The sequence below is a fragment of the bacterium genome, from assembly GCA_035281585.1.
Lineage (GTDB): Bacteria > UBA10199 > UBA10199 > DSSB01 > DSSB01 > DATEDP01.
In genome coordinates this window covers 19871-34881 of record DATEDP010000070.1, presented here as the reverse complement: position 1 = coordinate 34881, position 15011 = coordinate 19871, and the positions used below count along the sequence as shown (strand labels likewise).

Here is a 15011-nt window from a genome sequence, read left to right as displayed (position 1 = left end):
GCTTTTAGTGAAACTCTCCCGCCGGAATTCGCACTCTCGCCTCGGTGGTCGACTCCGAGCGGAAGCCCCGCCCGTCGTAGATCAGCTCGCTGACGCCGAAGCGGACCCGGTCGCCCGGAGCCAAGTCGAAGGCCCGGGGATTTCCGCTCACCGCAGGGCGCGGCCGGCCTTCGGCGTCCACCACGCTGATGCCTTCGGCTTGAAGGTTCAGGCGCCAGCCGCTGCCGCTCCGCACCATCGCGAAGATCGGGTGGCCTTCGGCCGCGCTGGGGTCGGCGATGGCCACCGAGGGATGGCCCGGCGAGCGCACCGCCGCCGCGGCCTCGGCGTCGGCGACGGCGTAGAAATCGATCACCGGCGCGCTGCCGCCGCCGTTGGCCATGTCTTGGAGCGGGATTCGCTCGCCGTACACTAGGCTCAGCTCGGCGCCGGCCTCGCGGTGATGGGGCGAGAGGATGCTTTCCAGGACCGGCGCCTCCAAGGCGGTGGCGCTTCGCACTTCGACCCGCGTCGGCACATGGCCCGGCGCTCGCCGCTCGTCCAAAGTCATTCGATAGACCTGGGGGCCCTCGCGGTTTTCCGGCGCCCTGACCAGGAAGGGATGGTTGCTGCCGCCGCGCCCGCGCTCGAGGCCGGGAACGCCGACCACCATCAGCTCGGGCAAGGTCTCGGTTCGCGCCACCATCGGCAGCGGCACCGGTTCGGGAGCGAGAGCTTCGCCGCTTTCGACCGGGGCAGGACGGGCTCCGCCCACCGGATCGCCGACGACTTCCACCACCAAAGTCACGTTGTCGGCTTTGAAACGGCCGATCCCGCGGCCGGCGGCGTCGGTCACTCGCCCGTCCCGGGCCAGCGTTCCGCCCAAATAGCGCCAAGGCGGCGAAGCAGGCGGCTCGCCGCCGGTGACGTCGCGGTAGGCCTCGCGGTAGCGTTCCGGCGTGATGACCCAGGGCTCGGAAGCGCGGCCACGCATTTCCAAAAGGCGCTGGCGCACGTTGACCTCGGTCATCAGGGTCGAGCGCAGGCCTTCGGCGCTGTGATCCGGCGCCCGCATCATGATGTCGCGGACTTCCCGGTAGTCGATGAAGTTTTCCCAAAAGCCGTCGGATCCGACCAAGAGGACTTGGCCCTCGCGCATCCGCAAGCTGGTGACCTCTTGGGGGCCGCGGGTGGTCAAGCCCATCGCCGAGTCGACGGCCGAGCTCGAGGTCAGGCGAACTTCGCGGGTTTCGCCCTCGGAATGTCTTTCGGTGCGCCCGACGATCGGCTCTTCGGCGCTCGGCGATAAATCGAAGGCCGCGGCGTCGCTGTCGCCGATCCGCCGCATCTCGACCGCGAAATCACCTTCGCCGGTCGGTCGCACTTCGACCGAGCAGGCGACCGCGCCGGATCGGCTCCGCCGCTCGCCATTGTCTTGAACCATCGCGCTATGGGCCAGCTCCAAAGCTTGGTCGACCGGCACGCCGCGCTCCAGCGCTTGGCCGATCACGGCTCGGGCGATGCTGGCGGCCCGTTCGCCGCCGCCATGGCCGCCCATGCCGTCGATCACGACGGTGACGTGGCGCCCTTCGGCGGTGGTGAAGACGAGGTAGCGGTCCTCATTGTGGTCGCCGTAGCCCCGGCCTTCGGTGCCGCCGGCGGCGATCCCGCCCCGGTCCTCGGGATGACTCCGCCAAGCCGGATCGGCCACGCCGGGGCCGAGGACTCCGGGCAAGGCCGCGATGTCGATCGATCCATCGGGCCGTGTCGGCAGGCCGGAGCGGGTCAAGGCGTCGGGGTTGGCCCGGACCGGGACTTCCAAATAGATGGATGGAGCGAGGACCCGGCCGTCAGCGTCGATCAAGCGCCGTCGGATCGCCTCGGCGCGCGGCATGGAAAAAGTGACGGTCTCGCGCTCGTCGCGGCCGGCGATGGCTTCGCGGATATTGCGGAGCCGGGCCCGGAAAGTGACGGTCTCGCCCTCGGTGGAAACCACCTCGAGCCGATCGCCGTCGAAGGCCGGAAAGGTGATCTCGCCGCCGCCTCTTCGGGAGGATTCGGGAATGCGGATCTCGTAGCGAGTTCCGTTCAGGAGGACGATGCCGTCCTCGCCGCTGAGCGAGGAGCCAACCGCTGGTTCGGCAACCGCAGGTGTTCGGACCGGTTCGGACCGCGGCGTCCAACGCAAGCCCGATTCGGAAGCGGCTCGCAATCTCGATCCGGCGACTTCCATGATGATCAAATGCTCGGTGGGACGGTCGGGCGGCGCCGTCCGCCGGGCGCCGGAGGCGTCGATCTCGGCCGGCCGGCCGAAGGCGATGCGGGCGCCCTCGGGCAGACGGAACCAGCCATCGGAAGCATGGAGCTCCCGCCAGCGTCCATTGTGCAGGATCCAGGTGCCTTCGGCGGCTTCGGCGTGGACCTCCAAGCCGTGGGCGCCGGTTCGGAAGCGAGCTTGGCGCCGGCTGACCATGCGCATCTCGGGCCCGACTGTGAGGTCGGCCGATTCGCCGGTGGTCTCGCGGCCGAAGCTGAATTCGCCGCTGCGGCCCGCGAAGTCCACTGTTCCGGCAGGGGGAGGAGGTGGCGGTCCGGCTTCGGCCCGCACCGGTTCGACGCCGGTGCTGCCGCGATAGGCGATCACAAAATCGCGTGCGCTTCGATCGGAGCGGCCGAATTCCATGGCGCGGGCTTGAGCGGCGTCCATCCGCAGCATGAAGCGGCGCGGCGCGCTTTCGCCGGCAACCCTGCCTTCGAAGGTGACGTAAGCGGTGCCGTCGGGATGAAAGTCGGCCCGAATCGGATGGCCCACCATGTGGCGGGAGCCGCGGGCGCTGGCCGGAGTCAGGCTCGCCAGCGAGAGCGCGTAGATGTTGCCCTCGGCATCGACCGGCGCGGCGATTTCGACTCGCCGAGTCCCGCCGATCGCCGGGTCGGGGTGGTTCACCACGACCGGCGGCGGATGGGCCGTCTCGGCCGGCGCGAATTCCATGTTGAGCGCCGGCGGCGATTCGGCCCGGCGCAGCCCCCCCCACGCGTCGAAACGGAAGCCGTGACTCTCGGCCTCGGCCCGAGTCATCCGAAGGAGGGCATGGGTTTCCCGCGCGGCGCCGTCCCGAACTTCGAGCCGGGAGACGAGCAGCTCGACGCTTCGCCCGTCGGGCGACAGGCGGCCGCCGTTCACCGTCACTGAACGGCTAAAGTCGCGGGCATCGCTGGCGCGGAGCGGCGTGATGCTCCGCACCTCGCTGCCGAGCACCAAAACCGTCGTGGGCGGCGGCGGTCCGCCGGCGCCGGCGACCGGCGGAATGAACTCGACGACTTGGCCCTCCCGAAACGGCATCTCCCCGCCGACGATGCCGCGCAAAACTCGCTCGCCGCCGGTGGAAGTGCGGATAGTGACGGTCTGGGCCGCGGGGTCGACCGCGACAATTTCGACCCGGCGGAGGCTGCCCACGGCTGGCGGCTCGGACGTCATCCGAAGTATGCCGCCGGCCGCAGGGCGACCGTCGGCGCCGGTCACGGTGGTTTCATAACGATAAGCTTCCAGTGCCGCCGCGGTCATTTCGGGGCTTGGCGTCTCGCCGCGCTCCACCGTTTCGGCGTAGCTGCGCAGGGCCGCGACTTCCTCGGCTTCGAGCAATTCGGCGAAGCGGCTCTCGAGCAGGCTGCGGACCGCCCGCGGGAAAGCGGTCTCGGCCGGGATCGGTGGGCTCTCGCTCAAATGGCCGGTCAGCGCCGCCAGCGGTAATTCGCCGTCGGTGCCGGTCGCGGTGACTTCGAGCTCGGACGCCTCGGAGCGGCCGCGGGAAGTGCGGCGCACGCCGCTCTCGACGACGGTTTCGGTGCCGGTCGGCTCGGGCTCGGCCGGAGCCGGCCGAGCCATGCGGCGGGGAGTTCCGGGACGGGTTCCTTCGCCCGGCGGCTCCTCGGTGCCCGCGCCGGCGATGCGGCGGGGAGTTCCCGGCCGGGTGCCTTCTTCCGGCGGCCCTTCGCGGCGCGGAGGCCGGACCGTTTCACGTCCCGGCGGCGGGGCTTCGGGCTCCTCGACAGTGACTCGCAGTTCCGGCACCGGCCTTTCGTCGGCTTCGAAGCGGGAGGCTCGCTCGAAGGCCGCTTCGGCTTCGGTTCGCTCGGTCCTCGCCACCCGCTGCTCGAGGACCCGCACGACGAAGCGAAGGTTGGGGTGCTCGGGATGGGCGAATTCCAAGCGGACCGTGCCGTTGGAGTCGGTGCTGCGCTCGATTCGGAGCGAGGCAGGATCGACGCCGCGAAAAATTTCGGTTTCACCCAGGCGGGCGACGGCGGCGTCGGCGACGCTCGCGATGTCAGTGCCTTCGCGGACCACCAAATCGATCTCGCCGGCCCGGATCGGGCCGCGGCCTTGATCGCCGCGGGTCGGATCGAGCCAGGCATCGGCCAGCTCGGCGGCGTCGGGCGTCGTGGAGTCCACCGAAAGGATCCGCTCGGCGACCGCCCGCATCGGGTTGGTCGAAGAGCCGGTGCCTTCCAAAGCGGCGCCGGGCTCGAAGACCGTCTCGGAACCTTCGCCGGGGGCCAGCTCCCGATCGGTCCTCGTCACCTCGCGGGCCGAAGGCTCCAAAGCCAGGCGCAACGAGTAGAAGGGCCGGCTGCCTCGCTCGACGAGAGCTTCACCTTCGGTCAAGGCTTGTCGCCAGACCGGCTCCAACCTTTCCCAAGCTTCCAGCCGGCGGGTGGCTTCGGCCAAGCGGCTTCGGGCCGCCTCCAGTTCCGGCGGTGGCGGAGTGCGGCCGCTCAAGGTTTCGATTTCGCGGGCGCTCTCGTAGGCCGCCTCCAAGGCGCCGCGAGTTCGCCGGGCCATATTGACCAGCGGTCCGGCCGGCTGGCCGGGATCGGCCAATTGCTCGAGGGCGAGGCGGGCGTCGGTCCAAACTTCGAGCCTGGCGCCGCCGGTCCTGCGTCGGACCATGGGGCCGTCGGTGCCTTGGGCGAAGTCGAAGCGCTCGAGGACGGCATAGCCCTCGGAGCCTTCGCCGATCCGCGGCAGGAATTCGGAGCGAACCAGGCTCGGCCGCTCGCCGCCGCCCATTCGGACGCCTTCGAAGCGGGCTGGCTCGGTCTGGATCTCGTAAATCCGGTCGCCAATGCCTCGGACTCGGGTGATTCGTCCGGTCAGGATTTCGTAGAGCAGGGCTTGACGCACTTCGATGCGCCGTTCGTGCGGCACCCGATCGAGGGCCCGCATCGTGGTAGTGTCACTGAAAATTTCGCTGACCCGCTCGACGATTTCAGCGTCGAGGGTCAGGCGGCCGGCTTCGACCTCCGCGCTCAAGGCCTGGAAAAAGGCCGGGGCGCTGGCGCCGGCGTCAAGCAGGCGACTCAAGGTGGGGAGCTGGGCCAGCAAATGGCGTTGGAAAGCGGCGAAGCGTTCGGCGACCGCCTCGCGGAACTCGGTCCGGCTTTCGGCCGGAACCTCGTTCATCGAGACTCGCCCGTCACGGATGCTCAAGGTGATCCGGCCTTCCTCGACTCGTCGGGCGATGCCCTCGAGGGCGCCGGGAGTCAAACCTTCGGCCACCGCCCAGGCCAAGAGTTCGCCGCGAGCGGACTCACCGCGGAAATTGAGCATCGCCGTCAATAACTCGGTGGCTCGGCGCAGGCCGGCGGCCTGCGAGCTGAAGCTCTCGGCGACATGGGCGATAGCCCCGGCGTTGTCGCCGCCTTCTTCGGCGGCGCGAAGCAAGAGGGTGGCGGCGATTCGACGCCGCTCGCCGGGCGAAGTTTCGCCGAGCGCCTCGAAGCCCCGGCCCAAGGCGGTTTCGAAAGCCGGCATGGCGTCGACCAGCGCGCTGTAGCGACCGCCGATGTTGTCGAAATTTCCGCCTTCGATGGCGCGCAGGGTGAGAGCGGCCATCAAGGCTTGGCCTTCGGCGGTCGTGCTGGCATTGGGACCCAAGGCGCCATCGACGATCGAACGGACCCGGCCGCCGAAATCGGCCGACCCGGTCAAAAGCTCGCCGACTTCGGAGGGGCTGCGGCCCTCGCGCAAGGCCTCGGCCAAGATCGCCACCCGCATCGCCTCGAAGCGGGGGCCGGAGGAGATGCCGACTTCGCGAAGGAAGGAGCTGCTGCTGCGGCGATAAGCCGCCAGCGATTCCGGCAAATGTTCGAGGACGGCCCGGGCGCCGTCGGGCGTTCGGCCCGGCCGGTAGACGTGAGCGTAGAGCAGGGCGGTGAGCTGGCGGCCCTCGGCCGAGCTGGGGTCGAGGCCGATCCGCTCCCGGACGGCGGTTTCGAAGCGGGTCCGGGCCGCGCTGTCCATCGAGGACTCGACCGCCGAGGCACTCTCGCCGGCGGCGATCCGCGACAGCATGGTGTCGAGGATCAGCCGGCTCTCGGCCGGCATCTCGCCGCGCTCGTTGGGCCCTTCGAAGCCGAGGCGGTGCAGGGCCGGCATGACCTCGGCGACGTCGTAAGCCCGGTGAGTCGAGGCTTCGAGGCGGGAGATCCGTCCGCCGCTGACCGCGTCGATGCCGCTTCCGGCCACCCGCATCTGGGCATCCATCATCGCGCTGTTGAAGAGCCGGATCAGGAAGGGCACGTCGCCTTCATGGGGATGGAGGCCGATCGCCTCGTTGAAATATTCCAAGCCGGTCAATCCGCCGAGGGTGGCGCCGTAACCGAGCACGCCCAAGGCCCGCGAGGCGCCGGGGCGAAGGGCCGCCGTGCCCAGCTCGGCCGAAGCGCCGGCCGTGCGCAGGCTTTCGACGCGGGCGGCTTCCCGGCCCAAGCGGCTCATGCCCATGCCGATCCCGTGGCAAAGGCCGAAGGTCAGCAGCATCGAGCCGAACTCGCGGCCGAAATTCCCCCAAGTCCAATTGTCGGTGTGGCCGGTGAAGAGGCTGTGCAGGCCCATGCTCGACACGGTGAAGACCGCCGCCTCGGTGCCGGCCCGGACGCCGAAGCCGGCCAGGCGCAGGCCTCGGACCGAGCGGCCGCCGGCTTCGACCGCGAGGTAAGTCCGCTCGACCGCCTCGGCGGTGCGGATGGCCCGAATCGAGCCGCCGGTGGCGCGGGCGACGAAAAGCCCCTCGGCGCCGACCGCCACCGCCCTCGCCGCCGCGAAAGGCACCACGACCATCGCGGTGTTGGTGATCACTTCGTCGGGCGAGGAGCCGCTGGTCATCGAGATGCCGAGCATGCCGGCGGGACCGGCCCGCATCGCCAGCAGCATCCGGCCGATGTTGAGGCCGGCCTGGAAGCGGGCGACCCCCGGCAATCCTTCCAGTCGCTCGGTGGCCTCGTCGTGGTAGCGCGGGTCCTCGGCCATCATCTGGTAGATCATGCCGTCGGCCATCAGGTAGCCGTCGGCGCCGATCCCGGCTGCGAATTCGAAGATCTCGGAGCCGAAGTCGGCGTCGCTCAAGGCCGGATTGTCCACCGCCGAAAGGAAATAGCCGAGCCGGCTGCCGATCGTCATGTCGCCGGCGCCGGTGTGGAAACCGGGGAAGCGGCCGCTGCTTTCGACGCGGCCGAGGGCTTCGCCGATCGAGCTGCACTCGCCGCTCAAGACTAAGCGCTGGACCTCGTCCCAGCCGGCGTTGGTGTCGCGCTCCCAGGCGTCCATGTCCTCGCCGGCGTCGCGGCCGCGCTGGAGGAAATTGGCCGAGACGGCGCGCAGGACTCCGATGGTCCGGGCGATCCGGGCGCCCCGCTCGCCGTCCAAGATGCTTCGAAGGAAGGATTGGGCGACCGGATCTTCGGGTAGGGCGGCGAAAACCGAGCGGGCCTCGTCGAGCCGGCCCTCCGAAAGATGGATCATGCCGCGGGCCAATTCGGCCATGCCGTGGAGCTCGCCCGGGCGATCAAGCGCCACCACGCCTTCGAGCGCGCGACGCAAGGACTCGCTCATGCCGGCGCTCGAATAAACCTGGGCCAGGCTCAGGAGCAATTGAGCCCGGGTGCCGGCCCCCTCCTCGCTGCTGACATCGATGCCGGCGGCAAAAGTTTCCAAGGGCGCCATCGCCGCGGTGACGCGTTCGGGCAAGCCCAGGGACGCGAAGAGCTGGGCCGCTTGGAGGCTGGCCTGCAAATCCCTTTCGGTCGGCGGATCGGAATGGCCCCGGAGCAGGAGATGGGCCGATTGGGAAATTTCGGCGAACTCGGTCACCGAAGCCGGGCTGAGTCCGCTCAACCAGGATAGATCGGCGGGCGAAGCGCCTTCGGCCATGGCGGCGTGGACCCGGGTGTTCAAGTCGGCGACGATGCTGCCGGCCAGCTCCCGCCTTTCCTCGAGGTTCGGGCCCTCGGCTTGGGCCAAGCTGTCTTCGAAAATGGCGCCGATCAGCTCTTCGGTCAGCCGAATGGTGTTGGCCATCGTCCGCTCGGCGATCAGGGGATTGCCGTCGACCTCGAGGCCGCGGAGCCCGTGCATGGCGATCGCCAAGGCCCGGCCGTGCTCCATCCGGGTTCCCAGCTCCACCGCCGGCTCGGCCCGCCGCAAGCGCGCCGCCGCGACCAGCCAATGGGCCATGTCCCGCGACAATTCCTCGCCATAGGTTCGGATGGCCTCTTCTCGGGCCCGTTCCCGGATCGCCCGCTGCTGGTGGCTCCAGCTCACGTCCTCGCCGCGGCCGCGGGCTTCGGTGATCATTCGGTCGTAGATCTCGCGCTCGCGGATGCCGATTTCGGCGTCGCGAATCGTGGTCAGGCTCAAGCTCAGCTCGGCCAGGGTTCGAGAAGCGTCGGCATAGGCCAGGGGCGCCATGGTCTCGCGGGCGCCGCGCAATTCGCGCCGGAGCTCGTCGCGCAATTCCCGCATCGGCCGGTTGAAGGAGTTGGCCTGCTCGGTGTCGCCGACCGAAAGATAAAAATTCCGGACCAGGGTCATGCCGCGGGCCCGGTCGAGGGCGCTCAAGCCCGAGCTCGGATCGCGGAAGCGGGCGCCCAAGCTCTCCAGCTCCTCGCGGATTCGCGAGGCGGCCGGTGAATCGGCGCCGCGCAAGATGCCATAGGCTTGGGTGAGGGTCTCCAGCCGGGTCAGATCGCCGCCGGCGGTGTCCGCGGCCGGCATGGCTTGCTCCAACTGCCGGAGGACTCGGGAAACTTCGGTCGAGTCGCCAAGGCCGGTGGCGGCTTGCAGGCCGTTCAGCAAGAGCTCGCGTCGTTCGGCCAAATCGGTGGTCGCCTCGGCTCGGGTCAGCAGCTCGGCGAGCCGTCCCCGAGTCTCGGAAGCCTCGATCAGGCTTTCCAAATTCAGCGCCGCGATATCGGCCGGCCGGTCACCGTCGATCAAGCGATCCAAATGAGTTCGGATCATGGCCGGATCGAGCTCGGCGTCGCCCGAGAGGAACATCGCCGTCATCTCGCCGGTGCGGCGCATCTCGGTGCTGATCTCGCTGTCGGTCATGTCGAGCGGAGCGGGGTGGGGGCCCCGGTCGATGCGGCCGAGGGCGGCATCGCGGAGGACGCTCCAACCTTGGAGCAGGGCCACCGATTCGGCGGCCAAGTCTTCGGCCGGGATGGCGTTGCTGTCGGCATTGGCCAGCAGCCGGGACCAGGTCCGGAGATCGTCGCGGAGGTGGGCGTGTTCGCCGAGCTCGCGGCTGATTTCGGCGGCGAAGCGGGCCTCGGCCAGTTGATCGGCGCTGGCGTGTCCGCCCGGCGGCACATAAAACCTCGCGCGCAGCACGTCGCGCAGCGCTCGCATCCCGGCTTCGACGCCGTTCAAATCCTCGGTGATCGCCCGGACCCGGCCTTCGTAAGCAGTGTACTCGGCATTGTCCCCGAAGAGGTAGCGGGTCGGGACGTGGGCTCCTTCATATTCGCGGGCGGCCCGATGGAAGCCGCGCAACATCCGCAAGTCCTCGAGCAGCTCGCGAGGGCTGCTGCGGAGGCCTTCTCGGATCTGGCGGGCCAGGGGCGGCAGGGTTTCGCGGAGGATGCGGCCGGCGGCGACCGGATCGCTGGAGCGCAGGGCTTCGTAACGGCGCATCTCGTCGCGGAATCGCTCGCGAGGCGTGCGAGTTCGACCCTCGCCGGTCGAGGTCGCGCCGAGGCTGGCTTCGGTTTCGGCCAGTTCCCGGCCGGCGATCGCCGGATCGACCCGCGGAGCTTCAACCTCGCGGGCTTCGGTAGGACGACGAGTTTCGATGGGCCGGGATTCGCCGGAAAGCGGCCCGAGTCCCCCTGCTGGGAGTCCTGTTCCTGGAATGATACGGGAGCTCATGCCGCCAAATGCCCTCTTGCCGGTGCTCCCCAAGGAATTGAATGGCTACATTAATATATCGGCGGAGAGTTCCCGGAGGTTGATAGGTTTTCCTAAAAAAAATTGTAGCTTTGGGAGGGGTCGGCGAAAACCCTTTTCCGGTTGGAATCGCTCTTTTTCCGGGGACTTAGCAACCTAGCGGGTGCCGAGCCGATATTCGTACAGCCTGGGGCGCCCCGCTTTCAAAGGACGCCCTGAATGCCCACCATCGATATCTCTCGTCTTTTCAGGATCTTACCTTCTTTTTTGCAAGAAAACCCCGAATTACAGGCTCAGGCCCTGACCCTGATCCGGATCGCCGACGGCAATGAAGCTCCCGACGCCGAGGATGCGGAGCTCAGCGGAGAGGAGATTCGCCGGCATGTCGAAAAGGCCCGGCAGGAACTGCAAGGCTTGAACCGGGATTGGGGGATCTTGAATGCCCAACGCCTCCAGCTGCTGGGGCCGGTGGAGCAGGCCCGGCAGACGCTGGAAGCCCTGGGGGTGGGAAGCGGGGTCCGGAGCCAAATCGAAACGGCGGCGACATGGGAAGAGCCGGCCCGATCTTTGAGCTTGGCCGAAATCGAGCGGCTGAGCCGAGAGCTGCAACAGGTCTTGGCCGAAAACTCCACCCTCAATCCCCTGAGCCTCGAGCTGGAGGCCCAGCGCTTCGTCCAGGAATTGTCCGAGATGGAGCGGGAGCATCCCGAGCGCTTCTTCCCCTCCGGCTCCGAAAGCCAAAGGGCCACCCTCAATCTCGAAGCCTTGCGCTGGATCGAGCCGCCGGAATGGGAGGCCATCTTGAACCTTCCGCCGCCCCGCGAAAACGAGACCGAGGCGGAGGTCGGTATCCAGGAAAGATTCTATCGGCTGATCTCGACCCTGATCTCGGTTGCCGACATCGATCCGCAGCAGCCGCCAGGCTCTTGGAGCCTCGAGTTCGCCGCGGTCGAACGGCGCTTTTCCCAGCTGCCCGAATCGGTTCGTCAGGCTTACGGCGACGCCGAGCATCTCATGGCCGAGCTGCGCTACGTCGCCCACGAAGTTTCGGAGGAGATCAACCGGCACTTGGCCGACCGGATTTTGGCCAACCCCGACTCGACCGTCGCCGGAATTTCGCTTCAGCCCTTGCTGGACGACGCGGAGACTTTGGCCGATCCCCGGGCTCAGCTTTTCCTCGAGGAGGCCGGGCCCGATGGAGTCCTCACCCGCTTGGAGCTGGGACGGAGCCTACGGCGCCACTACGCCGCGACGGACTCGCCGCCGGCCCAAGAGGACGTCCTCGACGAGCTGAAGCTGCTGATCACCGCCCGTTCGCCCCGGGAGGCCGGCGCCGAGCCGCCGAATTTCCGGCGCGAGGTCTCGCTTTTGGTGTTGAGCGACCTCCAACGGATGCTCGACGGATTCACCAACAGCGATCGGCGAATCGCGGTCGAAGGCGGCGGGAGCTTCGGCTGGGCGACGCCGCTGCTCGACGCCGCCACCTGGGTCGTCAGCCTTGGCGGCCGCACCACCGGCGGTCAGCTCTACAGCGACGTCCTGCGGGAGGCGGTCGAGGTCAACGACTCCCGGCGCAGCCATTCCTTGGCGCGGCTTCGCGACCTGATCGAGCGGCCTTCCTTTGAATTTCAGGATTGGTTGCGGGCTCGCGGGGCCGATCCCCATTCGGGGGCCATTCCCGAAGCCTTGGAATTTTTGCGGGCCACCGCGCCCGAACACGCCGCGATGCTGGCCGGCCCCTTTTTCCAAGCCCGGAGAATTTGGGACATCCGCAATATGCCGGATGCCGAGGAGCAAGCCCGGCATTGGCTGGCCTTCGCCTTGGAGCTGCGCGGTCGAAACGACCGGCCCTTCACGCTGGGCAACCATCTTTACGGTTATCATTCCTTTGGCTTGGGCAGCGGCACGGTTTCCTCCATCGTGAACAACGAGGACTACGCCCGCGCCATCCTCCACTCGCTGCGGGCCGAGTCGCGGTCGCCCGGCCTTCGGCTGGCGGCCGACCATAAGTACCGCCGCAGCCTGGGCTACGACATCCTCGATTCGGAGGGCCGCCTGGTCGAGCGGGGCGGCGGTGAGCTCGGCATCAACCCGGCCCTTTGGTTCCGAAATTTTTCCGATGAGGCGGCGGCGACGGCGATCGGCGACGGGGTTTTACTGGCCTCTTCTTTCTATGGCGGGGGTTTTCCGATGCGGGGCTTGCGGGCGCTCGGCAGCCAAGCCGGGCGGCGGGCCTTGCTCCAGGGACTCGGCCGTTTCGTCGGGCTGCGAGCCGCTCAAACGATCGAATTCGCCGAGATGCCCCTGCTCGGCCAGGCCGGCCGGGCTCCCTCTTGGTTGAGCCGCCGAGTCGCCGCGGCCGAGACCCGGCTCGGCGCCGCCCGAACCGAAGTCGCCCGGTTCCGAGAGCGGTTGAACGCCGGCGGATCCACCGACCTCGCCGAGCTTCGCCGGGGCTTGGCCACGGCCGAGGCCGGCGAATTCCGGGCCCAAGCCGCCCTCGACAGAGCTCGAAACGTCCATCGCATCCTCACCATGCCCCTTCGGGCGGGGGAGGCGGTGGCCGAGCTCGGCAAGGCCGCTTACCGGGGCAGCCGTTGGGTGCGTTGGCCCTTGCAAGCAGGTGGCTGGGTCTTGGGCAATGGCTTCACCCGTTACCTTTTCGCCAGCTACCTTTATCAACAGATTCGACGGCCTCGGCCGGAGCCCGATTTAAGCCGCTTCATTGAGTACCGAATTGGCCTGCCCTAAGCCGGTTTCGGCGCCAACAAACCGGCAAAATCAATGACTTATACCATGCCTCGGCTTTTTCTAGCGAAGCCAAGCAACTTTGCCCCTGCTGTCCCGATACTGAGGCGTGGCGAGCAATTTGTGCCCCGTAATCCATTGAACAAGGACCCTTTCGTAGGTCTTGGAGGAATGTCCCGATGACTCCGATTAAACCCCGCCTGTTTTCCGTTGCCGAAGAAAACGTTTGCCGCATGCCCGAGCCGATCGATTTTAGCGAGCTGGTTTGCCGTCAACCCGAGAGCGCCGCGACTTTCACCGCGACCCTGACTCGCGCTCCGGGTAGCCTCCATCCCCGTTACGAAAACCACATTTTGAACCGTCGCAGCCACTCGGCCCTGGCCAGCGCCCTCAGCGACACTCCGCATACCTCCGAGTCCCGGGCCTCCTATTCCAGCCCGTTTCTTTCCGGTGGATGGGGTTTGATCGCGGGCCTCGCCAGCGTCACCGGCTGCTCGAGCCACGATCCCCTGACCGAGACTCCGACCGACACCGATGTTCCGGATCCGTCGGATGGCGAGAATCCTCCGATGATCCCGGGTGAAGACGGCGGCCTCGGCGCCGGCATCCAAACCACTTTCGGCACCAGCGTTTGCCCGCTGCCCCTCGACCTCGACCAAGCCAACAACGCCAGCCAGGCCATCATGACCTGCGGCCACAACGGTCTTAACGGCACCGCCACCGGCGTCGGCACCGCCGAGCTGATCGACATCGCCAGCGGCAACGTGACCCCGCTCCAGCTTCCGACCACCTTGGACGGCGACGAGGCCCGGCCGGTCTCGACCTTCAGCAGCGCCACCGGCACCGGCGGCGTGATGTACACCGGTTTCGCCGCCGCCAACACCGTTCCGCAGCTCCAAGGCAACAATAGCCTGCTGTCGAACAGCGGCGTCTTCGTGTGGAACGAGAGCAGCCCCGGCGATGCCACCGCCGTGACCTTCCCGCGCATCGCCTTCGCCTCCTTCCTGCCCGACGAGCGCTTCCAGCTCGAGAACGAGCAGACCTTGACCGGCATTCGTCCGAACCGCCCGGTTTCGATGGTTCGCCAAGGCAACTACCTTTTCACGCTCAGCGATCCTTTCGCCCTCGACGGCGACGGCTCCCTGACCCGCGCTCCGGCGGTCGTTCACCGCTTCACCGTGGGCTCCAACGGCGCCCTGACTCCGGCTCCGATTCCGACCGCCAGCGGCAACCCGCTGGTCGTCGCCGGAACCGACGATCCGGCCAACGCCACCGTCCTCGCCGGCGCCTTCCGTCCCACCGCGATTGCCGCGGTCGGCTCGGATCGGATCGCGGTCCTGGTCCAAGGCTCCGAAGGCCTGACCTCGACCAGCAGCCTCCGCCTTTACACCAACGACATGGCTCCGACCGCCTTCGAAGCCGCGCCCAATGGCGACCCGGTCTCCAACGAGATCACGCTTCCGCCGGGCTTCGTCTCGAACAGCTCGAGCCAGCTCACCATCGTCGAGATCAACGGCCAGCCCCACGCTCTGGTCGGCAGCGAGGACGGCTCCGGCCGCATCGCGGTCGTCAACCTGAGCAGCAGCTTCGTTCCTTCCGAGGATCGGGTCCACTTGATCAACGTCTTCGACGAGGACCATGACCTGACCAGCGATCACGGCGACATCGCCAACATCGTGGTCCGGCCCGACGGTCAATTCGCTTACGCGATCTCGACCGACGGCAAGATCCGCGCGGTGGCCTTGAGCGGCACCCCCGGCGACACCGACTCCGGTTTCGGCGCGGTCGGCAACATCTACAACCTGACCGGCTCGGCCCCGGCCGACGGCGTCCAACAGCCCGCTCTGTTCTCGAACGGCGCGATTGTTTCGGCCCGTCCCCTGGCCTACAGCAAGGCTCCGATTCAGTAGGGGCACCCCTTTGCGGGTGCCCACCTGCAGCGATGGCAAAATCCCTGCCTAGGGCAGGGGCCAGCCCTGCCCCTACGATAAAATTCCAAATATAAAAACCCCCCACTGTTGGTAGGACCCGGTGGGGGGTTTTTCTTTTCTAGCAA

The 15011-nt window shown here is 67.9% G+C and carries 3 protein-coding genes; 2 read left to right on the top strand and 1 reads right to left on the bottom strand.

The genetic code is table 11. The annotated features are described in order from the left end of the window. Positions 1 to 4: 4 nt before the first annotated feature. Positions 5 to 10189 (bottom strand): protein phosphatase 2C domain-containing protein, encoded by a 10185-nt coding sequence (locus VJR29_05505; protein ID HKY62859.1) that lies wholly within the window; start codon positions 10187 to 10189, stop codon positions 5 to 7. A gap of 237 nt (positions 10190 to 10426) precedes the next feature. Between VJR29_05505 and VJR29_05500 the strand changes: the two genes are divergently transcribed. After that, positions 10427 to 12958, top strand: a complete 2532-nt coding sequence (locus VJR29_05500; GenBank protein ID HKY62858.1) for a hypothetical protein — start codon at positions 10427 to 10429, stop codon at positions 12956 to 12958. A gap of 176 nt (positions 12959 to 13134) precedes the next feature. Next, positions 13135 to 14865 carry a hypothetical protein gene (locus VJR29_05495; GenBank protein ID HKY62857.1) on the top strand — a complete coding sequence of 577 codons (1731 nt, stop codon included), beginning with the start codon at positions 13135 to 13137 and terminating at the stop codon, positions 14863 to 14865. Positions 14866 to 15011: the final 146 nt, after the last annotated feature.